Origin of the sequence: Derxia gummosa DSM 723, from assembly GCF_000482785.1 — a bacterium.
GTDB lineage: Bacteria > Pseudomonadota > Gammaproteobacteria > Burkholderiales > Burkholderiaceae_E > Derxia > Derxia gummosa.
The window spans coordinates 14751-36728 of sequence record NZ_AXWS01000004.1 but is presented as its reverse complement, the minus strand read 5'-3'; the positions used below and the strand labels follow the sequence as shown (position 1 = coordinate 36728).

General features: G+C 70.8%; 19 protein-coding genes and 1 pseudogene. 5 read left to right on the top strand and 15 right to left on the bottom strand.

The features are described from left to right. Nucleotides 1-279: 279 nt before the first annotated feature. The 13 genes and pseudogenes from hypB to H566_RS0101065 all read right to left on the bottom strand — a co-directional run. A pseudogene (gene hypB / locus H566_RS22185) lies at nt 280-1260 on the bottom strand (hydrogenase nickel incorporation protein HypB); the annotation flags it as partial. A 3-nt stretch (nt 1261-1263) separates the two neighbouring features. Then, nucleotides 1264-1638 (bottom strand): hydrogenase maturation nickel metallochaperone HypA, encoded by a 375-nt coding sequence (gene hypA, locus H566_RS0101120; protein WP_028309986.1) that lies wholly within the window; start codon nt 1636-1638, stop codon nt 1264-1266. 32 nt (nt 1639-1670) lie between these two features. Further along, nucleotides 1671-2867, bottom strand: a complete 1197-nt coding sequence (locus H566_RS0101115; RefSeq protein ID WP_028309985.1) for a nickel-dependent hydrogenase large subunit — start codon at nt 2865-2867, stop codon at nt 1671-1673. After that, entirely contained in the window at nt 2864-3406 is a 543-nt protein-coding gene (hybE, locus tag H566_RS22180) for a [NiFe]-hydrogenase assembly chaperone HybE (protein WP_051377789.1), read from the bottom strand. Before hybE ends, H566_RS0101115 begins: the two co-directional genes overlap by 4 nt. Continuing rightward, nucleotides 3403-3633: a rubredoxin gene (locus tag H566_RS29565; protein WP_028309984.1), complete on the bottom strand. Its 231-nt coding sequence runs from the start codon at nt 3631-3633 to the stop codon at nt 3403-3405. Before H566_RS29565 ends, hybE begins: the two co-directional genes overlap by 4 nt. A gap of 14 nt (nt 3634-3647) precedes the next feature. Then, complete coding sequence (locus H566_RS0101100) at nt 3648-4544, bottom strand: hydrogenase expression/formation protein (protein WP_034410199.1); 897 nt, start codon at nt 4542-4544, stop codon at nt 3648-3650. 18 nt (nt 4545-4562) lie between these two features. Further along, a complete protein-coding gene (locus tag H566_RS0101095) occupies nt 4563-5051 on the bottom strand; it encodes a thioredoxin domain-containing protein (RefSeq protein WP_028309982.1) in 489 nt (162 codons plus the stop codon). 71 nt (nt 5052-5122) lie between these two features. Further along, nucleotides 5123-5440, bottom strand: coding sequence for a HypC/HybG/HupF family hydrogenase formation chaperone (locus tag H566_RS0101090; RefSeq protein ID WP_342668626.1), 318 nt, complete (start codon nt 5438-5440; stop codon nt 5123-5125). Nucleotides 5441-5458: 18 nt separating this feature from the next. After that, nucleotides 5459-6130 carry a HyaD/HybD family hydrogenase maturation endopeptidase gene (locus H566_RS0101085; RefSeq protein ID WP_028309980.1) on the bottom strand — a complete coding sequence of 224 codons (672 nt, stop codon included), beginning with the start codon at nt 6128-6130 and terminating at the stop codon, nt 5459-5461. A gap of 83 nt (nt 6131-6213) precedes the next feature. After that, the gene (locus H566_RS27910) at nt 6214-6714 is read right to left on the bottom strand and encodes a HigA family addiction module antitoxin (protein WP_084544616.1); all 501 of its coding nucleotides are present in this window, start codon (nt 6712-6714) and stop codon (nt 6214-6216) included. A 56-nt stretch (nt 6715-6770) separates the two neighbouring features. After that, nucleotides 6771-7511, bottom strand: coding sequence for a Ni/Fe-hydrogenase, b-type cytochrome subunit (gene cybH / locus H566_RS0101075; RefSeq protein ID WP_028309979.1), 741 nt, complete (start codon nt 7509-7511; stop codon nt 6771-6773). A 10-nt stretch (nt 7512-7521) separates the two neighbouring features. Beyond that, entirely contained in the window at nt 7522-9375 is a 1854-nt protein-coding gene (locus tag H566_RS0101070) for a nickel-dependent hydrogenase large subunit (protein ID WP_028309978.1), read from the bottom strand. A gap of 18 nt (nt 9376-9393) precedes the next feature. Further along, on the bottom strand, nt 9394-10476 hold the full coding sequence (locus H566_RS0101065; protein WP_028309977.1) for a hydrogenase small subunit: 1083 nt from the start codon (nt 10474-10476) through the stop codon (nt 9394-9396). Nucleotides 10477-10838: 362 nt separating this feature from the next. Between H566_RS0101065 and H566_RS0101060 the strand changes: the two genes are divergently transcribed. Continuing rightward, nucleotides 10839-12242: a DUF3422 family protein gene (locus H566_RS0101060; RefSeq protein WP_169732472.1), complete on the top strand. Its 1404-nt coding sequence runs from the start codon at nt 10839-10841 to the stop codon at nt 12240-12242. A gap of 22 nt (nt 12243-12264) precedes the next feature. Here the strand turns inward: H566_RS0101060 and H566_RS0101055 are convergent, their stop codons facing one another. Beyond that, nucleotides 12265-13494 (bottom strand): hypothetical protein, encoded by a 1230-nt coding sequence (locus tag H566_RS0101055; protein ID WP_028309975.1) that lies wholly within the window; start codon nt 13492-13494, stop codon nt 12265-12267. Between the two features lie 483 nt (nt 13495-13977). On the opposite strand from H566_RS0101055, the gene H566_RS22170 reads away from it, so the two are divergent. Next, nucleotides 13978-14811, top strand: a complete 834-nt coding sequence (locus tag H566_RS22170) for a HoxN/HupN/NixA family nickel/cobalt transporter (RefSeq protein WP_051377787.1) — start codon at nt 13978-13980, stop codon at nt 14809-14811. 390 nt (nt 14812-15201) lie between these two features. After that, nucleotides 15202-17646: a hypothetical protein gene (locus tag H566_RS0101045; RefSeq protein WP_028309974.1), complete on the top strand. Its 2445-nt coding sequence runs from the start codon at nt 15202-15204 to the stop codon at nt 17644-17646. Nucleotides 17647-17910: 264 nt separating this feature from the next. On the opposite strand, the gene H566_RS0101040 is transcribed toward H566_RS0101045, so the two are convergent. Beyond that, on the bottom strand, nt 17911-19782 hold the full coding sequence (locus H566_RS0101040) for a cisplatin damage response ATP-dependent DNA ligase (protein ID WP_028309973.1): 1872 nt from the start codon (nt 19780-19782) through the stop codon (nt 17911-17913). Nucleotides 19783-20039: 257 nt separating this feature from the next. Here H566_RS0101040 and H566_RS0101035 point away from each other — a divergent pair, with 257 nt between their 5' ends. Both H566_RS0101035 and H566_RS0101030 read left to right on the top strand, forming a co-directional pair. Continuing rightward, nucleotides 20040-20894, top strand: a complete 855-nt coding sequence (locus tag H566_RS0101035; RefSeq protein WP_084544608.1) for a quinoprotein dehydrogenase-associated SoxYZ-like carrier — start codon at nt 20040-20042, stop codon at nt 20892-20894. A gap of 17 nt (nt 20895-20911) precedes the next feature. Continuing rightward, the gene (locus H566_RS0101030; RefSeq protein WP_245591256.1) at nt 20912-21925 is read left to right on the top strand and encodes a quinoprotein relay system zinc metallohydrolase 1; all 1014 of its coding nucleotides are present in this window, start codon (nt 20912-20914) and stop codon (nt 21923-21925) included. The last annotated feature ends 53 nt before the right edge of the window (nt 21926-21978 follow it).

Here is a 21978-nt window from a genome sequence, read left to right as displayed (position 1 = left end):
GCCGAGCCGGGCGCGCAGGGCGGCAAGTTCGGCTTCGATGGCGGCGAGACGGTCGGCGACGGCGGCGTCGCCGTCGTGCGCGTGGTCGTGCGGATGCGCGCCGGCATGCAGATCGGCGTCGGCATGCGCGTGGGCCTGGGCATGGTCATGGCCGTGGTCATGCCGGTGCTCGTGCGCATGCGAATGCGGGCGGCCGTCGCCGTGGTCGTGCGCGTGGTCGTGCACATGGCCGTGACCGTGCGCATGCGCCTCGCCATGGCCGTGCGCCCGCCCGGCCGCGTGGTCGAGCTCGTGCACGAGCCAGGCGACCCAGCGGTCCATGCCCTCGCCGGTGCGCGCCGATACCTGCAGGACCTCGATGTCCGGATTGACGCGCCGCGCGCTGTCGATCGCCTTCTGCACGTCGAAGTCGAGATAGGGCAGCAGGTCGGTCTTGTTGAGGACCATGAGCCGCGCCGCCGCGAACATGTCGGGGTACTTGACGGGCTTGTCCTCGCCCTCGGTCACGCTGAGGATCGCGACCTTCGCGCGCTCGCCCAGGTCCCACATCGCCGGACAGACGAGGTTGCCGACGTTCTCGATGAAGCAGATGCCGCCATCGCCGAGCGGCAGCCGCGCGAAGGCCGTCTCGACCATCTCGGCGTCCAGATGGCAGCCCTTGCCGGTGTTGACCTGGATCGCCGGCGCGCCGGTGGCGCGGATGCGGTCGGCGTCGTTGGCGGTCTGCTGGTCGCCCTCGATCACGCCGATGACGGTGGTGGGCAGCGCGCGGCGCAGATGCTCGATCGTGGCGCAGAGCAGCGTCGTCTTGCCCGAGCCGGGGCTGGACACGAGGTTGAGCGCGAGCACGCGATGCGCGGCGAAGTGGGCGCGGTTGCGCGCGGCGACGGCGTTGTTGGCGCCGAGCACGTCCAGCTCCAGCTTGATCGCGCGCTCCTGGCTCATGCCCGGCACCGACACGCGCGCCGAGCCGGCGCCGTAGTGCAGGTCGCCGCAGGCCGCGCCATGCACGTGGCCGGGCAGCGCGTCGGCCGCGTGGGCGTGGCCGTGCGAATGCGAGTGGCCGTGATCATGGGCATGCGCGTGATCGTGATCGTGATCGTGATCGTGCGCATGACCGTGGTCGTGCCCGTGGTCATGCGAATGCGCATGGCCGTGCGCGTGGTCGTGCGCATGCGAGTGCGCGTGGCCGTCGGCGTGGGTGTGCTCATGGGCATGGCCGCCCGGCTCCCCGCTCGAACATCCGCAAACGACGCACATGGCTTACTCCTCGATGGTGATGGCGGGCGGCGCCGCGTCGCGGACGATCAGGTCCGTCACGCGCAGCTCGGTGCCGCCGGTGGGTTGCAGGCGATGACTGCCGCAGCTCGGGCAGGCATCGAGGCGCGAGCGGATCTCGACGCTGCTGTCGCAGCCGAGGCACCAGGCGCGCGCCGGTTCTTCTTCGATGACGATGTTCGCACCGTCGAGCACGGTGCCCGGCGCAAGCCCCTCCAGCGCGAAGCGCAGCGCGCGCACCTCGACGCCCGCGAGCACGCCGACGCCGAGCACGAGCCGCGTCACGGCCGCGAAACCCTCGCGCGCCTGCGCGTCCTCGACGATGCGCAGGACGCCGCCGGCCAGACTCACTTCATGCACGACGGGCCTCCGGGGTGGACGGTTGATGACGGTCACGCACGTTCGTCCTCCAGCACATAGCTGACGCAGGGATCGAAGGCGGCGGCGAGCAACGCGCAGTCGCTGGCGGCGACCCGGGCGTCGGGCACGAGGGCCGCGAGCGCGCGCGCGGCCGCGCCTTCGGGATGGAAGTTCCATTCGGTGGGCGACACGATGTCGTAGGCGACGACGCGCCCGCCTGCATCGACCTCGGCCACGTGCGCGAGCAGGCCGCGCGCGGTCTCGACCCAGGCCACGCCGACGCCGGGCGCGACCGCATGGCCTTCGGCGGCGAGCAGGTCGGGCGTGGTGGCGAGCCGGGCGACCTCCTCCAGCTTGGCGAGGATGCGGTCGAAGGCGGTGAGGCGGACGGCGGGCAGCGCGGGCTCGGACGGCGTCGGCGCGGGTCCGGCGGCGGATGCGAGCGCGCGGCCGCGCGTCCAGCAGCCGGTTTCGCGCGTGCGGCCTTGCCAGCGCGCCTCGGGCAGGTCGCGCGCGCGCTGCCAGTCGCCGAGCCAGGCGGCGAGCGCGGCGGCGTCCGTCGCGACGGGCAGCGCGGGGTCGGCGTCGGCGGCGAGTTCGCTCGCGCGCTCGCGGCAGGCGGCGAGCCAGCGCGCGGGGCCGGTGGCGCCGACGGCGAGCCAGTCGCGCAGCCAGACGTCGCGGGCGGCGCGCCCGGCGGTGACGTGGCCGGAACCGCCGCGATCGGCGCTCGTCTGACCGGCGGCAACACGGTCGGCGCCCACGCGATCGAGCCAATGCGCGGGCGCGCAGCCGAACACCTGCGCCGCGAGCCAGCCGCGCAGCAGCCGACCCTGCTCGGCCGCGTCGGCGCCAGCCTGCTGGCGCCAGAGATCGCGCAGCGGGCCGAGGGTGTCGGCGGTGATGTCGGACTCGGCGCCGAGCAGGCGCGGCCAGTCGAGCCAGACGCGGCGCAGATGCTCACGCTGGGCGCCCAGACCGAGCGCGATGCGCTGGCTCGACGTGGCGACGGCCGGCGCGCCGCGCGCGGCGTCGAGCGCGAGCCGCGCCGCGAGTTCGTGCGCGCTGCCGCACAGCGCATGCAGCTGGCCGAGCAGGCGCGGCACGAGATCGACCGTGAGCCCGCGCACGAGCGCGCGCGCCACCGCCGGCCGGGTGCTGACGATGTTGGGCACCGCCGCGCCCGGACGCAGGCGCAGCTCGCCGGCCGGATCGCCGCGCTGGCTCATCCCCGGCCTCCGCCGAGGAAGGCGCGGCGCGAGGGATTGGGGCCGTCGGCGGGGCGGGCTGCGGGGGCGCCCTCCGCGCCGCCGGCCTTCGGCGCGAGCTGGCGCAGCACTTCCTCCGCCACCGCCACCGCCGACGCCTGCCCGTCGAACTCGAACATCGGCGAGAACAGCGAGCAGGCTTCGTGCGGCCCGGCGGCCTTCTCGCCGCCACCGATGAAGGCGTAGTCGGCGCCGTCGAGCCGGTGCGGGCGGGTGTCGCCGGGCGCGGCGAGGCGGGTGGCGTCGTCAGGCAGCCAGACGAGGTTCATCGACCAGGGCGTGACGAGCACGCCGAGCTGGCCCGATTCGGCGGTGAGGCCCTCGGCCGTCGCGCGCAGGCGCGGCGCGAAGCCGACCGCCTGCACACGCAGCGCAAGATTGACGACCGGCATGCCGAGCATGCGCGTGGCCGAGATGCGGGCGTAGGCGGCTTCGAGCCGCGCGACGGCGGCGGCGCGCGTGGCGGCAAGCCGCGACTCGTCGGCCAGCACCGCGCTCACGCGTCCACCACCATGAACTGCTCCGCCTCGCCATCGCAGCGCGGGCAGCGCCAGTGCGCGGGCAGGTCGGCGAAGGCGGTGCCGGGCGGGATCTGCCAGACCTCGTCGCCGAGCGCCGGGTCGTACACCCACCAGCAGATCTTGCATTCGAGCTTCGTGGCCGGGTCGAGCCGCGCCCGGTCGCCGAGATAGCTGCCCTCGAAGCGGGGCTGGTCGTGGAAGGCCATCGCGCCCGCTCCCGTCAGGCCGCGCTGCCGAGCCAGTCGATCACCTCGGCGAGGCGCTCTTCCGAATCGGCGAGGTCTTCGGCGGCGGCGAGCGCGGCCTCGGGCATGGCGGTGATCTCGAGCGTGTCGAGGATGACCGCGTCCTGCGAGTTGTAGTAAGTGACGCGCCAGAGATTGGGCCAGTCGGTGCTGCCGATGCGGCAGTTGCCGTAGCCGCGCGACAGCAGCGTGACCGGGCCGGCGCCGGTGCGTTCATCAACAAACGCGCGGTCGGCCGGGTTGAGCGGCAGCAGCGTCATGTTGATGACGTGCGCCGCGCGGCCGGCGCGGTGGAGCATGAGCTGGTCGCTCACCTCGGCCAGGATGTGCGGCGCGTTCATGAGCTGGCCGGCGTAGATCGGCGCGGCTTCGGCGGTGAGGCGGCCGAGCGCGGCGCGGTCGAGCGGCGCGGCGGCGTGCAGGCCGGCGGGGATGGCGCCGATCTCGATCGCGTCCGAGCCGTCGTCGCCGAGCACGCGCCAGATGCCGGCGAACACCGATTCCTGCACGCGCAGGCCGGGCCGGTCGCCGGCCGGCTCGCGCCGCGCGCTCACCTCGCCTTCGCCGAGCACCTGGTTGATGAGGGCGCGGTTGGCGTCGTCGAGGCCGGTGAGGTCGATGCTGCGCGTGCTCGTGGCCGGGGCGCCGGCGGCGATGTCGGCGCGCAGGCCGGCCAGGGCGACGCGGGTGGCGCGCAGCGCGGCGTGGGCGGCGTCGAGGCCGGCGACTTCTTCCGGCTCGGGCAGCGCGGGCGCGTGGTAGGTGTCCATGCCGCGCGGCATTTCCATGTAGTCGAGCGTGTCCTCCTCGACATGGGAGCCGGGGCCGACCATGCGGACGGGGATCGGGAAGGGCTTGAAGGCGTCGGTCATGGCGTGGCTCTTTTCAATTCAATGGCAGGCATCGGCGTTGCGCACCGGAATGCCGATGCCGGGCGCGCGGCCCGGTTCGGTGGCGAGCAGGCGGCGCGCCTCGGCGGCGAATTCGCTCCAGTCGAGCATTCCGCCGATCACGCCCTGCCAGCCGCCGTCGCGCACGAACACGACCGACGGCCGCTTGAGCGCGCCCTGCTTCTCGGCGATGGCGCGCTCGCTCGCGAGGCCGACCACGCCGATGCGGAACAGCGCCTCGGGCGCGACGCCGGCCTCGGCCGCGAGCGAGCGGCGGATCTCGGGCAGCACCACGGCCACGTCGAGGCATTCGGGGTAGCGGATCGGATCGCTCCACACGAACAGCACCGCCTGCCCCGGCGCGGCGAGGAAGTCGGCGAGCGTGTCGGTCTCGACCCAGGCCGTGCCCGGCTCGGCGGCGAGCCGGTCGATGAGGCGCGGGATCGCGGGCGCGTCGGTGTCGGCGGGGGCGAGGAGGAAGTCGTGCATGGCGGGGGCTTTCAAGTGCTGCGAAGTCGGTCGGGGGGCGTGGCTCGGTGACGCGGGCTGGCGGGCGCCGCTCAGGCCGCCTTGGGCGCGGCGCCGGTCAGCGCGGCGAGGTCATCGGCGCTCATCGCCGACGGCAGCGTGAAGCCGGGATCGGCGCCGGCCGGGCCGAACTGGTCGGTCAGCGCGGCGGCCAGCATGTCGAGCGTCTCGTTCACCTCGGCGGCGCGCTCGGCGCTGATGACCTCGATGGCCGAGTCGATGAACACCAGCACCCAGTCGCCGGGCGCCACGTCGCCGACGAGGGCGATGTTCACCTCGCGCAGTTCGCCTCGGCCCAGGCATTGCGCCTTGCGTTCGGTGGCGCTCACCACCTGCATCGGGATTCCCATGCACATGTCCGGCCTCCTTCAGGCGCGCGCCGGCATGAAGCGCGAATCGCCGGTGCGGCAGGCGTCTTCCTCGCTCGGGCGCTCGGCTTCGTAGCGGTCCATGCGCAGGTGCGGCAGCGTCACCGCCTCCTGCTCGCTCAGCGGCGTGGTGCGCGGGCGCATCGCCACGCCCCAGTCGCGCAGCAGCGCGAGGCCGCGCTCGATGGCCTCGGGCAGCACGGCCTTGATGCTCGGCCGCAGGCTGCCGCCGTAGTCCTCGAGCTGCTCGGGCTGGCAGCCCACGAGCGCCACCTTCTCCGGAAACTTGCCGGTGAACTGGGCCAGCGCCAGCACTTCCTGGAAGCCGGTCTGGTGCAGGCTCATCTTCTTGGCGCCCATGTAGGCCGGCACCTCACCGTCGCGCGCCACCATCAGCGTGCCCGGCTCGTAGCCCCAGTCGATCGCGTCGAAGATCAGCAGCGCGTCGGCGCCCTGCACGTGATGGATCAGGTAGAGCCCCTGCGTGCCGCCGTCGATGATCTCGACCTCCGGCCCGAACTCCCATTCCTGCTGGATGCGCTCGACGCAGCGCACGCCGAAGCCCTCATCGGCCCACAGCACATTGCCGATGCCGAGGATGACGACATGGCGCGGACTGTCACCACCAGCGTTACAGCCGTCTGAAGGCGGAATTTCGGGCGTCGGGTTCATTGGAAGATTCTCCGGGAATGCGGGTTTGCGCCGTGGCGCGGTGATTCGGGGGGCGGATCGGGCTCGGCCCGGCGGTGACGCCGCTAGCGCGCGGGCACCGGCGCGAGGGCCGGCGGCAACGCGGCGCGGGTCATGCCGTCGCCGCGCGGCAGGCCGGCGCGGGCACGGCCGTCGAGGCCACGCGGCAGCGGTGCCGTCACGCCGTCGGCCTTCATGCGCTCCCAGGCCTGGAAGCTGTCCCAGGCCGATTGCAGCGCGAGCCAGAACGCCGCGTCGGCGCCGAAATGCAGCGCGCAACGGATGGCGGTGTCGGGCGTGATCGCGCGCCGGCCCTGCACCACTTCATGCAGCCGCCGGCGCGAGACGCCGAGGCAGCGCGCCGCCTCGGACTGGCTGATGCCGAGCGGCACCAGGAACATGCGGTTGAGGAAGCGGCCCGGATGCACCGGCCGACGCAGCGGCACGCCGGCCGGCGGCAGCGCGGGACGCACGGCACCGCCCGCGGGCGACGCGACCGGCAATGCCGGCCGCCGTGCCGCGCCGCCGCGTCGCGCCGGGACCGGCACCACGACCTCCGTCGTCATGCCCGCCGCATCCGCGCGCGTCAGCGCCCTCGCCCGCATCGTCGTCATCGCGGTGCTCAGTCCTTGAAGGTCCGGTAGCCCGAGACCATCGTGCTGATCACGCTCTGGCGACCCATGATGTCCTCTCGGACCGCCGCGTACACGTGCATGAGGATGAAGAAGATGATCAGCCACATGCCCATGTGATGCCAGGTGTGCACGTCCTGCGACTGGCCCATGAGCGGGATCACCCAGCCGAAGGCGCGCTCGGCCCACGACCCCATCTGCGCGCCCTCGCCATACATCGCGAAGCCGGTGCAGATCATGAACACGGCGGTCGTCAGGAACAGGCCGAACATCGCCAGCCGCGCCAGCGGGTTGTGGCCCACGTAGCGGTTGGGGCGCTGGCTGAGGAAGTGGTACCACTTGAACATCGCCCACACCTCGCCCCAGTAGGCGCTGCTGAAGATCGGGATGGTGAACAGCTCGCGCGCATGGTGGTTGCCCACCACCGCCCAGTAGGCCCGCACCACCAGCCCGATCGCCATCACGTAGCCGGCGATGAAATGCGCGGCGCGGATGTAGCCCATGACGAACACGTTCGTCGCCTCGCCCGGCATCGTCGGCAGCGGGCTGCCGATGAAATAGCCGGTGATGCACAGCGTCGTGATCGCGAGCACGTTGATCCAGTGCCAGATGCGCACCGGCGCCTCGTACACATAGACCGACTTGATGCTCTTGCCGCCCGACACCGCCTTCTCGTCGGTGCCGGTGACGGCGGCGCGCTCGTCGTACTGCGTTGTTGCCTTCGCGTTCATCGCGGGCTCCTCAGCGGACCTTCACCGTCGTGAGTTCCTTGCCGTCCGGGCTCATGACGTGGGTCGAGCAGGCGAGGCAGGGGTCGAAGGAATGCAGCGTGCGCAGGATTTCCACCGGCTGCTCGGGGTTGACCATCGGCGTGCCGAGCAGCGAGGCCTCGAAGGCGCCGATCTGGCCCTTGTGGTCGCGCGGGCCGCCGTTCCAGGTGGACGGCACGACGCACTGGTAGTTCTCGATCTTGCCGTCCTTGATCTTGATCCAGTGGCCGAGCGCGCCGCGCGGCGCGGCAACCAGGCCCACGCCCTTGGCTTCCTTGGGCCAGGTGGACGGGTCCCACTTGTCGACATTGGCCGTGGCCGTGTCGCCCGCCCTGATGTTGGCGACCAGCTCGTTGTAGTCGTCGAGCAGCATCTCGCTGCAGTACTGACCTTCGAGGGCCCGCGCGAGCGTGCGGCCGATCGTGGTCGGCAGCAGCTGCTTGAGCGTGTACTCGGTCTCGGGCAGGCCGAGCGCCTTGGGAATGGCCTTGTTGACCATCTCGGCCGAGAACTCCAGCTGCTCCTTCGGGCGCGAGACGTACTTGTTGCCCTTGGCGGCATGCGCGTAGGCGAGGATGTAGCGCGCGAGCGGGCCGACTTCCATCGCATGGCCGCGCCAGCGCGGCGCCTTGATCCACGAGTACTTGGCGCTCTCGTCGATCTGCTCGATGTTGGTCTTGCTGCCCTTGGCCTTGCTGCCGAGCACGTAGTTGGGGCTGGTCTCGCCGTCCCAGGGGTGCAGGCCCTTGGTCTCGTCGGCGTACTGGTACCAGCTGTGCGAGACGAATTCCTGGATCTGCTCCGGGTCGCGCGCATCGACGGGCAGGATCTCGTCCCAGTTGCCGTTGATGATGGCGCCGCCCGGCAGCTGCTGCGTGCTGTGGTCGTAGGCGACCTTCTCGTAGGTGCCGTAGTCCATGACGTTGGTGGCCGACAGGCCGCCGCCGTAGAGCCAGCCGGCGTTCTTGTAGAGGGTGCCGATCGCAAGCACGTCCGGGATGTAGACGTTCTTGTTGAACTCGATCATCTCGTCGATGCGCGCCTTCACGAAGTTGAGGCGCTCCATGTTGATCGGCGCGCCCGCGGCGCCGGCGCCGTCGAGGTTGATCGCGCAGGGCACGCCGCCCACGAGGTAGTTCGGGTGCGGGTTCTTGCCGCCGAAGATCGTGTGCACCTTCACCCATTCCTTCTGGAGGTCGAGCGCTTCCAGGTAGTGGGTGACGGCCATCAGGTTGGCCTCGGGCGGCAGGACGTAGGCCTTGCTGCCCCAGTAGCCGTTCATAAAGGGGCCGAGCTGGCCGCTCTCGACGAACTTCTTGAGCCGGTTCTGCACGTCGCGGAAATAGCCCGGCGACGACAGCGGATGGCTCGGCGAGACGAGCTGCTGCAGCTCGCTGGTCTTCTTCGGATCGGCCTTGAGCGCGGCGACCACGTCCACCCAGTCGAGCGCGTGCAGGTGATAGAAGTGGACCGCGTGGTCATGCACCTGAAGCGTCTTGGCCATCATCTCGCGGATGAGGTGCGCATTCTTTGGAATCCGGATTCCGAGTGCATCTTCCACCGCGCGCACCGAGGTCAGCGCATGGCAGCCCGTGCAGACGCCGCAGATGCGCTCGACGAAGGCCCAGGCGTCGCGCGGATCGCGACCACGCAGGATCACTTCGAGGCCGCGCCACATCGTGCCGGTGCTGACCGCGTTGCGGATGACGTTGTTGCTGTCGACGTTCACTTCGCAGCGCATGTGGCCTTCGATGCGCGTGACCGGATCGACGACGATGCGTCGGCCCGTGTCGTCGAGCTTGAAGCCTTGAGTTTCGTATCCCATGTTCTTTTCCCTCGGAGGTCAGCGCGCTTCGTTCTTTTCTTCGGCCTTGCGGTCGGCCGCGCGCTTGAGAGCGCTTGCAGCCGCGTGCACGGCCACCACGGCACCCGACGCGGCCGCGAGCGTGCCGCCGATCTGGTCGGCATTCGCCTCGACGCCGAACTGCTTGATGGTCGTGAGCCGGTCGTAGAACGAGCCCTTGTCCCAGAAGCCGTCTTCCGAGCAGCCGATGCAGCCGTGACCGGCCTTGATCGGGAAGCTCGTGCCCTCGTTCCACATCACCGTGGAGCAGGCGTTGTAGGTGGTCGGGCCCTTGCAGCCGACCTTGTAGAGGCAGTAGCCGCGACGCGCGAACTCGTCGTCGTAGTTCTCGACGAACTGGCCGGCGTCGAAGTGCGGCCGGCGGTAGCACTTGTCGTGGATGCGCTGGCTGTAGAACATCTTCGGCCGGCCCTGGCGGTCCAGCTCGGGAATGCGGTCGAAGGTGAGCATGTAGGTGATGACGCCCGTCATCACCTCGGCGATCGGCGGGCAGCCCGGCACCTTGATGATCGGCTTGTCATGGATCACCTGATGCACCGGCGTGGCCTGCGTCGGGTTGGGCTTGGCGGCCTGCACGCAGCCCCAGCTCGCGCACGAACCCCAGCTGATGATGGCCTTGGCGTCCTTGGCCACATGCTTGAGCTGATCGACGAAGGGCTTGCCGCCGATGATGCAGCTCATGCCGTCCTGGTTGAGCGGCGGGTTGCCCTCGACGGCGAGGATGTAGTTGCCCTTGTACTTGGTCATCACCTCTTCGAGGATCGCCTCGGCCTGGTGGCCGGCAGCGGCCATCAGGGTGTCGTCGTAGTCGAGGCTGATCATCGACAGCACGGCGTCCTTCGCCAGCGGATGCGCCGAGCGGATGAAGGACTCCGAGCAGCAGGTGCATTCGAGGCCATGCAGCCAGAGCACCGGGGTGCGCGGCTTGGTTTCCATCGCATGCGCGATCTTCGGCACGAAGGCGGGCCCGAGGCCGAGCGAGGTCGCCGTGAGCGAACAGAATTTCATGAAGCTGCGCCGGGTAATCCCCTGGCGCCGCATGACTTCGTAGAAGGTTTCCACCGTCTTTTCTCCTGGGTCGCGCCGTCGTGGCCCTGCTGATCAGGGCGTTGTCTCCCGAACCTGCTCGGGTCGCCGCGTTGCGCAGGGCTAGGGCAATTAGCGGACCAGTTCTCATTCGCGCGGGAAGCGGTCGCTAAACCTTTGAAAAAAGACAGGAAATTTCAGTCGGATATTGCGGCGCGCGGGTTAACCCCCAAAGTGTTGCAAAGCGTCAATCGATCATGGGGTGATCGGTTTTTCGCGTGACCGATCAGATGGCTTGCGGCCATCACCGTCCCGAAGCGGCGCAATCCGTCCCGGTGCGATGTTTGCGATGCAAGCCCCCGCGTGACACAGCACAACAACCAGAACGTTCGACCGCCATGCCCGATCCGATCCTGCCCGCCGCCCATCCGCAGCCGACCGCCCTCGCCCCGGCCGGCGCGCCCGCGTCCGACGCCGCCCGCCTGCCGCGCCACCTCAAGCCCGCCGACCATCCGGAGCGCCGCGCGCTCAGCGACGAGATCCACGCCCGCCCGACCGCGCGCATCCGCCATCCGGCGCTCGTCACCCACATCGCCGTGCTCAACGCCGGCATCGCGCCCGAGGTCGAGCATGCACATCTGCGCGCGCTGTTCGACGCGCTCGGCGCTCCCTGCCATTTCGACGAGCCGCATTTCATGCGCGCCAACACCGAGGCCTTCACGCTCAAGTGGGAGCGCCACGGCGAGTTCTCGCGCTACTCGATCACCCAGCCGCTGGACCAGGACGCGGTCTGGGGCGCCGACGAGCCCGACCTCACGAGCCTCGTGCGCGCGCCGGCCGACTGGCTGCGCGCCATTCCGGGTCAGACGATGGCGGCGATCCACGTGGTGCTGCTGCGCGCCGATCCGGCCATGTCGCCCGAGGAGGAGGTCGAGCATGCGCGGGCCTTCCTCGGCACGCCGCGGCTGTGCGGCTCGTGGCTGCGCGGCGGCAGTTCACGCGCGCGGGCCTATGCCAACTTCAAGATCCGCGCCGACGGCTTCACGCGCTTTCTCGTGATGGGCGAGCGCCTGCAGGAAGGCAAGGCTGGGCGCATCACCGCCGGCCTGCTGGAGATGGAGACCTACCGCGTGATGGCGCTGCTCGGCTTCGCGCCGGCGCGGCGTCTGGGCGGCCGGCTCGCGGCCGGCGAGCACGAACTGGCCGAGCTGACGCAATCCATCCACCGCCCCGAGCGCGACGACGTCGGCCTGCTGGAGGAGCTGATGCGCCTCGCCGGCGACAACGAGATGATCCTGGCCGACCACACGACGCGCTTCTCGGCGTCGAAGGCCTACTACGGCATCGTCCAGCAGCGGCTGACCGATCTATTTGACGAGCCGGTCACGCATCTGATGGGCATCGGCCCCTTCGTGCAGCGCCGGCTCATGCCCGCGATGGCGACGGTCGATGCGACGGTGCAGCGCATGAATCAGCTGTCGGAGCGGGTCTCGCGCACGAGCGCGCTGCTGCGCACTCGGGTCGAAATCCAGACCGAGCTGCAGAACCAGGATCTGCTGCGCTCGATCGGTCGCGGGCAGCGCATGCAGCTGCACCTGCAACAGACGGTGGAGGGCCTGTCGATCGCGGCCATCACCTATTACGCGAGTTCGCTCGTGCACCACCTCGCCGAGGCGGCGCACGGCATGGGCCTGCATGTGTCGCCGGAGCTGGTGACGGGCTTCTCGATTCCGGTCATCGCCGCCGCGATCTGGTGGACGACGCGGCGGCTGACCGGCCATGTGGAGCACGCGGGCGATTGAGCCCGCGCGCCGCCCGGCCCGATCAGTACGGCCAGTCCTGGCTCGTGACGAAGCGGTGGCCGGCCGACGCCTTGACGGACAGCCAGACATTGCCGCTGGTCGGATTCACGCTGCCGGTCCACTGGCCGAAGCTCGCGCTGCTGCCGCGAGGGGCCAGCGCGCCGTCCCACGACCCCTTGTAGACATTCATCGTCGTGGCGCTGTTGCGCAGGTACACGCCGGCGTTCTCCATGGTCATCGTGTAGGAGGTCGGCAGCGTCCAGGTCAGCGACACGGTGCTGCCGTTGACGATGCTGCCGCGCAGCGCCGGCCTGAAGGTCTTGGGCGTGGCGAACCAGCTCGTGTTCTTGGTGGCGACCACGTCGTTGGCATACGGCACCGACGGGATGCCCATGGTCGTGACCTCGCCGATGCGCCGGTACGACGCGTTGTAGAACACCACGTTGTAGCGCGAGCTGCTCTTCATGGTCGTGAGGTCGACGCAGTTCAGGCCGTAGTAGGGCGTGGCGCAGTCGGGAATCCAGCTCGTGTCGAGCGAGGCCAGCGAGGTGTCGACGAGCCGGAAGTCGCCATCGGCCGTGCGGCCGTACACGATGCCCTGTACCGAGCCGAGCCGGCTGAAGCTGCGCGCCGCCGGCAGGCCCGGGCCGGAGAAGCGCACGTACTTGACGGTGTCGGCGGTCGAGCTGTCGATGCTGAATTCCATCCAGCGCGAGTAGTTCCAGGCCGAGCTGGCGGTCGCGCGCTGGCGCTGGTTGATCGAATGCGGCTCGACATAGCCGAGGCGGCGGTCGCCCCAGAAACGCCACTTGCCGTCCGTGCCGAGCACGAACTGCATCTCGGGCGCCTCGACCGGCGAGGCATTGCCCGGCCAGGCGATCGACAGCTTGGCGAGCAGGCTCTTGCCGTCGCTGGCGACGCTGATGATCTTCGTCAGCGAGAAGGTGATGCCGATGTTGTCGGTGCTGAGCAGACCATCGGTGGTCAGCACGCTCGCGCGGTCATCGCCGCCGTCGAGGAAGTCGCTCGCGAACAGGTCGAGCAGCGCGGCATTGCCGGCGGCCGGCACCGAGGTCGTGAACAGGCTGTTGAGGCTCGTCAGCACCGCCCTGATCGCATCGCTCTGGGCCGTGGTGCCGGCCTGGATCACCGCGCGCGCCGGCGCGCCATCGTCGGCGAAGGCGACCGGCAGCGCGGTCAGGCCAAGGGCGGCCGCGAGGGCGACGGAGCGCAGGCTGAAGGTTTGGGGCATCTCTCTTGTCTCTCGTTGATGGTGAAGGGCGCCTGTTGTCCTGCGGCAGGCGTGTGCGGATTGTTTGCCGGACCGGACGTCGCCTGCATTTCGGGCGTCGTGATCCGGCCACCGCCCGGACTGCCTGCGGGCCGAGGCCGTGACATCGTGCACATCGATGCCGGCGCTGATCACGGAATTTCCAGTCCGGACAAGCCGGTGATCAGCCCGCGACAGCGGCACGCCGCCAGGCGACGCGACCGACCCGACCGGCGTGCTCCGCCAGCGCAAGGCGGGACGTGTTCCAAGTGTCTGCTCACCCGTCCCGGGAACGAAGCGCCGTCCTACGAGCGGCAGGCCAGCCGGATGGCAGCGGCAGGACGGTCACTGCCGCTGCGGACACGAGGCCGGCGCCGACGGCGTCGCCACGGCACTCCGTAGTCACCCTGACTGGTACGGATCGTGTATGAAGAATGGCCAATTCTTCATCCGCGCCGCCGCTCCATGGACCTGACCACCGCCACCAGCCTGCCGCTCGCCCTCGCCTTCGGCGCCGTCCTTGGCGCGCGCCACGGCATGGATGCCGACCATCTCGCGGCCATCGACGGCCTGGTGCGACTGCATTCGCGCGCCGGGCGCACCCGGCTGGCGCGGCTGGCGGGGGCGCTGTTCTCGCTCGGCCACGGCGCGGTGGTGCTGGCGGTGGCGCTGGCCTGCCTGCACGCGGGCGGGCTGAAGCTGCCCGACTGGCTCGACCGCGCGGGCAGCCTGTTCTCGATCGGCTGTCTCGGGCTGATCGGCGTGTTCAACCTGCGCGCCGCCCTGCTCGGTGACGCGCCGGTCCCCGGCTGGCGCGGCCGACTGGTGAAGCGCGCGCCGGTGTTCGGCCGGGCCTGGGGCGGGCTGCTGCTCGGCATGCTGTTCGCCATCTCCTTCGACACGCTCACGCTCGCGCTGTGGTTCGGCGGCGTGGGGCTGGAGCGCGGCTCGGCGCTCGCGGGCGCCGGTCTGGCGCTGGCCTTCACCGCCGGCATGTGCGCCACCGATTGCGCGAGCGGCTGGTGGATCAGCCGCCTGCTGGGCGGCCGCGCACCGGTCGCCGGCGGCGGACCGGCCGGCGGCGCCTCGACGGCCGGCGCGGCGCGCTGGATTCCGGCCATCGTCGGCGGCGGCGCGCTCGCGGTGGCGGGCCTGGGTCTCGCGCGCCAGCTCAGCAACGGCGCCGACGCCCTCGTCGAAGGCCGCGAACTGCTGCTCGGCCTCGGTTTTCTCCTCGCCAGCAGCAGTGCGCTCTGGTGGGTGCGACGTGTCGGAAGCAGGCGTAGCGCCGCTGTCTGATTTCTTCCGACGCCGGTTTTTCCGAAGTCCGATCTAAGAATCGGACTATCGGGTTAACCCTAGCCTAAAGTTCGCTTCGTTCTCACGAAGCGGAACAGCCACCGAAAGCCCCGGCACTTCCCAGCCTCTCCCGGAAGCCGCTTGCGGCAGCGCAACCGGCCGTCCCGACCATCGGGAGCAGCTGCGACATTGCCTGCCCCGGTCCGCGTCACCCCCGAGCCTCCATCGCCACTTATTCCTAGACCGGCTGCGGATTGCAGTCCTAGCCGCGCCTACTCGCGCCGGCCGCCGGTTCAGCTTTGCCCCGCCCCCTGCCGCCAAGCACTCATGGGCCTGCTGCTCTCGATGCACAGCGCCCGCTACTGAGCAACGTCTTACCGGGGGGCAACCATGCCAGCCAAGATTTCTTTCCAGCCGACCGTCATCGCCGCATCCATCGCCCTCGCCAGCCTGCTGTCCGCCTGTGGTGGCGGCAACGGCGACAGCGCATCGGCCACCAGCACCGGCGTCGCCTCGCCCGCTGCCTTCGTCTCGACCGTGATCCCGAAGGAAGCGCCCGCCGCAATCAGCGAAGCCAGCTCGGGCGGTCTCGCCACCGAATCGCTCGCGCCTCAAGCCACCGCCGCCACCAGCACCACGGGCGCCGCCCGCGCCAGCATCGCCGCCGCCGTCAGCACCTCGAAGCAGCTGGTGGCCGCGAGCGACGCCACCGCCGTCGCTGCCGCCTCGCTGTGGGTGCCGATGAAGGACTACGACCTGAGCGTCGCGGCCGGCACTGCCCTCGACATGAGCAACATGAGCAACCCCTACAACCGGGGCATGTGCATGAACTGGGTGCTCGACACGATGGGCCCGCTCACCGACGCGACCACCGCGACCGCCTATGTGAACGAGGTGCGCCGCCGCGGCTACAACCTCGTGCGCATCCACGGCATCGACGTGGCGCTGATGGTGAAGAACTCGACCACCGACGCGAACATCAATCCGGTCGCGCTCGACGGGCTGTTCCGCCTCGTGGCCGAGCTGGGCAAGAACGGCATCGCCTACACGATGGATGCGCAGTCGTACAAGTACGGCTGGGTGAACGACACGAGCGTCAACGCCAAGTCGCGCGTGCATTACGACCCGCGCTACCAGGCCGCGTGGAAGAAGGCGGTCGACCAGATCTTCGACAAGGTCAATCCGTACAACGGCATCACGATCGGCCGCGATCCCAACCTCAAGGCGGTGATCGGCGTGAACGAAGGCTCGATCACGATGGTGGCCGGCCTGAACAACAACAAGTTCGATGACGGCCTCAAGCCCGGTTTCAACACCTGGCTGCTCGCCAAGTACGGCAGCCTCGCCGGCCTGAAGGCGGCCTGGACCAACGTGGTGCTGGCCAGCGGCGAGGATCCGGCGCTCGGCACCGTCGTGCTGCCCACCCGCGTGAGCGTGCGCACCAAGCGCGAGGACGACTTCGGCCGCTACATGGCCGATACCGAGCGCGCCACCGCGCAATGGATGAAGGCCTACCTCCAGACCAAGGGCGTGTACTACAAGTTCAGCAACGCCAACTCCTGCGCCAGCTGGTCGGACACGATCGCGCGCAGCGAGGGCGACGTGATCACCTACAACAACTATCACGACCATCCGACCGCCGATGACGTGGGTGGCACGATCGTCAACAACAGCGCCTTCGACACGATGGCGGCCTACCTCGGCGGCAGCGCGCCGCTGCGCTACCAGGGCAAGTACTTCTACGGCACCGAGTTCTCGGCCCCGTTCTGGAACAAGTACCGCTACGAATCGGGCGTGATGATGGGTGCCTTCGCGGCGCACCAGAACTGGAGCGGCCTGTGCAGCTTCGGACACCAGCTCGACGTGCTGGCCTACCAGAACCCGCCGAAGTGGGCGCACTACGGCTACATTCGCGCCTTCTTCAACTGGGGCGATCCGATCCTCACCGCGAACGACCGGCTCTCGGCCTTCCTGTTCCGGCGCGGTGACGTCTACGGCGCGCGCAACACGGTTGCCTACACGGCGCGCACCGACAAGATGCTCGACTACAAGTACGGCACGACCTGGATGATGGGCTGGACCCCGGCGATCCGGAACATGTCCTTCATCTCCCGCGTGGCGATGATCCGGCCCGAGCAGACCGACGGAAACCGCAACTGGATCGGCACCGGCACCGCGCCCACGCAGATCAAGGAACCGCTGCTGAGCAACGACGACCTGTCGCCGACGCCGCGCGCCGCGCTCGCCAGCTATCCGTCGGCCGACGCGTCCTGGTACGAAGCCGCCGCCCGCGCCCGGGACTCGGGCCTGATCTCGGCCGACAACATCACCGACGCGCCCAACGGCATCGTCCAGAGCGACACCAACCAGACGATCTGGGACTTCAAGAACCGCGCGATGCGCGTGGTGACGAGCAAGAGCGAGGCGCTGACCTTCGACACCAAGGTGCGCCAGGGCGACCTGCTGTCGATCGGCAACTTCACGCCGGGCGCGACGGTGGCGGCGATCTCGCTCGACGACAGCCAGACGCTGGCCAACACGGGCCGCATCCTGCTGATGCACATCACCGACGCGAAGAACACGGACATGAAGTTCACCGACTCGACCAACCGCACGCTGGCCAGCTACGGCACCTTCCCGGTGCTGATCCGCGGCTCGGTGGTGGAAGCGCGGCTGGCGGTGTCGGGCAGCTGGACGCTGTATGCGCTCGACGCCCGTGGCAACCGGACCGAGACCCGGCCGGTGACGGTGGATGCGAACGGCGTGTCGTTCAAGCTCGACAACACGATCGGCAGCAAGGGACCGTCGGTGTACTACGAGCTGGTGCGCAACTGAGCGCGGCGACGGTGAAGCCGGCCGGCGGGTGACGCCGGCGCGGACGGGACGAGGCCCGGTCCGGCGATGAGCCGGGTCGGGCCTCGTCCCATCTGGACGTTCGCTGGTTCGTCCAGGCTCTTGTTCAGGCGTTCCGCCTCGGGCGTTCGGTTCGGTCGGCGCCCCGCCCCGGCCCCTGCCCCGCGCCAGACCGGACCGGAAAACCCAACCGCCTCAAAGCCCGACCGCCCCGAACACCGAGCCAGCGCCAGCGTCGACGCCGCTTCAGCCACCGTCGTCCAGCCCCGCGAGCCGCCGAAGCCCCGCGAGGCTGTCCGCCTCCTCGACCGGCTTGTCGCGCCGCCAGCGCAGGATGCGCGGGAACCTCACCGCCACGCCGCTCTTGTGCCGCGCGCTCGGCGCCACGCCCTCGAAGCCCAGCTCCATCACGAGCGTTGGCGTGACGCTGCGCACCGGGCCGAACTTCTCGACCGTGATGCGCCGCACGATCGCGTCCACCTCGCGGATCTCGGCGTCGGTGAGGCCGGAATAGGCCTTGGCGAAGGGCACGAGCACGCGGCCGCCGTCGGGCGCGTCGGCCCAGAGCGCAAAGGTGTAATCCGTATGCAGGGATGCGCGCCGGCCGTGGCCGGCCTGGGCGTAGATGAGCACCGCGTCGATCGTGAGCGGGTCGATCTTCCACTTCCACCAGCCGCCGCCGGCGATGCGCGCGCGGCCGATGCCGTAGGGGCTGTCGCGGTGCTTGAGCATGAAGCCCTCGACGCCGCGTTCGCGGCTCTGCTCGCGCAGTGCGGCGAGCGCGGGCCAGCCGGCGGCGGGCCTCGACTCGACAAGCGGCGACAGCCGCAACGGCCCCTCCTGCCCGCTCGGCATGCTCGGCCGCAAACCGTCAGCCTGGTCGGAGGAAGCCGGCGCGCCCGTCGTCGCATCCGCCGCCAGCACCGCGCCGACGACCGCCTCCAGTCGCGCGCGCCGCTCGCGCTGCGGCCGAGCGCGCCAGTCGATGCCGTCGGCTTCGAGCAGGTCGTAGGCGATGAATGCCGCCGGGTTCTCGGCCAGCAGCTTGCGGCCGAGCGTCTTGCGGCCGATGCGGGTCTGGAGCGCGGCGAAGGGCGCGGGCCGACCGTCGCGCCAGACGACGATCTCGCCGTCGAGCACCGTGCCGTCGGGCAGCGCGAGCAGCGGCGGCGCAAGTTCGGGGAAGCGGTCGGTCACGAGTTCCTCGCCGCGTGACCAGAGCCAGAGCCGGCCGGCGCGCCGCACGGCCTGGGCGCGGATGCCGTCCCACTTCCATTCGACGAGCCAGTCGGCGGCGTCGCCGAGCGCGGTGATGTCGCCGGTGTGCGGCTGGGCGAGAAAGAAGGGATAGGGCTGGCCGTCGGCGCGCGGGCGGGCGGGCGGCGTGCCCGTGGACGGGCCGACGGCGCTGGTCCCGGCTTCCGGCGCGGCGCTCCCGGCCCCCGCACCGGTACCGGCACTGGCACCGGCAACGCCATCACCGCCGTCCCCCGCATCCGCAACGCTACCGCCGCCCTCCCCCGCCGCGAGCGGCGCGATCAGCGCGAGGTAGTCCTCGGCCGAGGGCAGGCGCGCGCCGTCGGTGTAGCCGACGATGCGCTCGGCCACGCGCTTGGGGTCGAGGCCGGCATGCGCCGCGAGCGCGCGCACCACCAGCGCCCGACTCACGCCGACGCGGAAGCCGCCGCCGATGAGCTTGACGAGCAGGAAGCGCCCGCCCCAGTCGAGGCCGCGCCAGTACTCGCGCAGGCGGGCGGCGAGCTCGTCGGGCGCGAGGCCCTTGAGCGGCGCAATGCGCTGGTCGAGCCAGTCGGCGAGGCCGAGGTCGTCGTCGCGCTCGGGCGGCGGGAGGATGTGGGCGATGGTCTCGGCCAGGTCGCCGACGGCGTCATAGCTCTCGTCGAACAGCCATTCGGGCAGACCGGCCTCGGCGCGCGCCGCCTCGCGCAGCACGCGCGATGGCACGGCGCGGCGCGGGCGGCCGCCGGCAAGGAAGTACACGGCCACGGCCGCGTCGCGCGCGGGCGCGGCGGCGAAATAGGCGGTGAGCGCAGCGATCTTGTCGAGCGTGGCGGTGCTGGCGTCGAGCGCGGTGTAGAGGCGTGCAAAGGCTTTCATCTCGGGGCCGGGACGACGGATGGCGGTTGGGACCACGAACAGCGGCGGGGGTTGCGCGGTCGAACGTCATGGCAGCGCGCTCACCCGGTCGGACCGACGTGCCACCGGCCTTCGTTTCGGGCGGGCGGCGGCGATCGCGTCCGTCGGGCCGCCTTGCCGCGCCGCGCGCGAGCCGCAATCATCCGCCGGCTGCCGCCGCGACGCGGCAGCGCGCCCCGGAGACAAGGCGTCAGCCACCACAACGACAAGGACCGACGATGTCCATCACCCACCGCCCCGCCCGGCCGCGCGGGCGCGCACGGCGCAGCCCGCTCGCCGCGCTGGCCCTCGCGCTCGCCTGCGCCGCCGCGCCGCTGCACGCGGCAGACCTGCCGGCCACGCCGTCGGCACCCACCCTGGCGCCCGCGCCTGCCGGTACCGTGCCGCCCGATCCGCTGCGCTCGCCGTCCTGGGACGTGATGGTGCGCGGCTTCCTGTCCGACCACCCGGTGGTGTTCGACGACCGCGTGCGCGTCTTCCTGCCCACCTACGCCGAGGACGCGCTCAACGTGCCGGTGCAGGTGGACGCGCGCGCGCTCGACGGCGTCACGCGCATCCTCGTCGTGGCCGATCTCAACCCGATCCCGCGCCTGATCGAGTACCGCCCGGTGCATGCGAAACCCGAGATCTCGTTCCGCTTCAAGGTCGAGCAGTCCACGCCGGTGCGAGCGGCCGTGCTCGCCGGCGACGGCGTGTGGCACGTGGGCGGCGGCTGGCTCACGGCCTCGGGCGGGGGCTGCACCACGCCCAGCCTCGGCACCGGCAGCAAGCAATGGTCGGACGTGCTCGGCCAGGTGTCGGCGCGGCTCTGGCCTCGGCCCGACGGCGGCTCGCGGCTGCGCCTGCGCACCATGCATCCGATGGACACGGGCCTCGCGGCCGGCATTCCCAAGTTCTACATCGAGCTCATCACGCTCACCGACGACGCCGGCCGCGAGCTGGCGCAGATCGAGCCGTGGGAGCCCATCTCCGAAAATCCGATGATCAGCATCGACCTCGACACCACCGGGCCGGTGCGCATCATCGGCCGCGACATCCAGGGCAACCGCATCACCGGCTGGGTGACGCCATGAGGCGCGGACGCTTCGGCATGGCGCCGCGTCCGCGCGCCGATACCGCGATGCCCGCCGGCGCCGATGCTGCCGCGCCACGCACGGATGCCACCTCGGCCGCGCCGCGCCCGCGCGGCCCGCGCCTCGCGGCGCGCCTGCTGCTCGCGCTCGCGCTGGCGGGCGGCGCCGCCGTCGCCCAGGCCCCCGACTACCGGCTCGACCCGGTCAGCGTCGCGCCCGGCGTTTTCGTGCTCGAAGGCGTGCGCGAGCATTTCAACGCGCGCAACGGCGGCAACATCGTCAACACCGGCTTCATCGCCACGCCCGAGGGCGCGATCGTCATCGACACCGGCCCGTCGCGCCGCTACGGCGAGCAGATGCGCGCGGTCGCGGGCGGCAAGGTGGCGGCGGTGTTCATCACCCACGCCCATCCCGACCACTTCCTCGGCAACCAGGCCTTTGCCGGCGCGCCCGTGAGCGCCCTGCCCGGCACGATCGAGGCGATCCGCACGCGCGGCGAGAAGTTGTCCGACAACCTCTACGGCATGCTCGCGGGCTGGATGTCGGGCACGGTGGTGGCGGTGCCCGCGAAGGTGGCCGAGCCCGGCCGGGTGACGGTCGCGGGCCGCGAGCTGGAACTGATCGCGCTGGCCGGCCACACCGGCGCCGACCTCGCGGTGTTCGACGTCAAGAGCGGCACGCTGTTCGCGGGCGATCTCGTGTTCTTCGAGCGCGCGCCCACCACGCCCGATGCCGACATCGACGCCTGGCTCGCGGCGCTCGACCGGCTGGCCAAGGTGCCCTTCACCACGCTCGTGCCGGGCCACGGCCCGGTCGTGCATGGGCAGGAGGCCATCGCCCAGACCCGCGACTACCTCGACTGGCTGCGCGCCAGTCTGCGCGACGCCGCCGGACGCGGCCTCGACATGCCCGAGGTGATGCAGCAGCCGCTGCCCGCGCGCTTCGCAGGCATGGCCGTGGCGCGCGAGGAACTGGAGCGTTCGGTCGTGCACCTGTATCCGCGCTACGAGGAGGAGACGCTGCGCAAGTGAGCGCGGCGCGGGCGGCGGTCGGCCCGGCAGACCGGAGCGCCCGGCGCCGCGGC

Coding starts and splice junctions, on each gene's coding strand:
- H566_RS0101115 (WP_028309985.1), bottom strand. CDS start 2,867: ATGAGCCAGCGCGGCGATCCGGCCGGCGAGCTGCGCCTGCGTCCGGGC.
- H566_RS0101085 (WP_028309980.1), bottom strand. CDS start 6,130: ATGAACCCGACGCCCGAAATTCCGCCTTCAGACGGCTGTAACGCTGGT.
- H566_RS29565 (WP_028309984.1), bottom strand. CDS start 3,633: ATGGCCTTCCACGACCAGCCCCGCTTCGAGGGCAGCTATCTCGGCGAC.
- H566_RS0101060 (WP_169732472.1), top strand. CDS start 10,839: ATGCCCGATCCGATCCTGCCCGCCGCCCATCCGCAGCCGACCGCCCTC.
- H566_RS0101090 (WP_342668626.1), bottom strand. CDS start 5,440: ATGGGAATCCCGATGCAGGTGGTGAGCGCCACCGAACGCAAGGCGCAA.
- H566_RS0101040 (WP_028309973.1), bottom strand. CDS start 19,782: ATGAAAGCCTTTGCACGCCTCTACACCGCGCTCGACGCCAGCACCGCC.
- H566_RS27910 (WP_084544616.1), bottom strand. CDS start 6,714: ATGACGACGGAGGTCGTGGTGCCGGTCCCGGCGCGACGCGGCGGCGCG.
- H566_RS0101030 (WP_245591256.1), top strand. CDS start 20,912: ATGGCGCCGCGTCCGCGCGCCGATACCGCGATGCCCGCCGGCGCCGAT.
- H566_RS0101095 (WP_028309982.1), bottom strand. CDS start 5,051: ATGCACGACTTCCTCCTCGCCCCCGCCGACACCGACGCGCCCGCGATC.
- H566_RS0101045 (WP_028309974.1), top strand. CDS start 15,202: ATGCCAGCCAAGATTTCTTTCCAGCCGACCGTCATCGCCGCATCCATC.
- H566_RS0101070 (WP_028309978.1), bottom strand. CDS start 9,375: ATGGGATACGAAACTCAAGGCTTCAAGCTCGACGACACGGGCCGACGC.
- cybH (WP_028309979.1), bottom strand. CDS start 7,511: ATGAACGCGAAGGCAACAACGCAGTACGACGAGCGCGCCGCCGTCACC.
- H566_RS0101035 (WP_084544608.1), top strand. CDS start 20,040: ATGTCCATCACCCACCGCCCCGCCCGGCCGCGCGGGCGCGCACGGCGC.
- H566_RS0101100 (WP_034410199.1), bottom strand. CDS start 4,544: ATGACCGACGCCTTCAAGCCCTTCCCGATCCCCGTCCGCATGGTCGGC.
- H566_RS0101055 (WP_028309975.1), bottom strand. CDS start 13,494: ATGCCCCAAACCTTCAGCCTGCGCTCCGTCGCCCTCGCGGCCGCCCTT.
- H566_RS22170 (WP_051377787.1), top strand. CDS start 13,978: ATGGACCTGACCACCGCCACCAGCCTGCCGCTCGCCCTCGCCTTCGGC.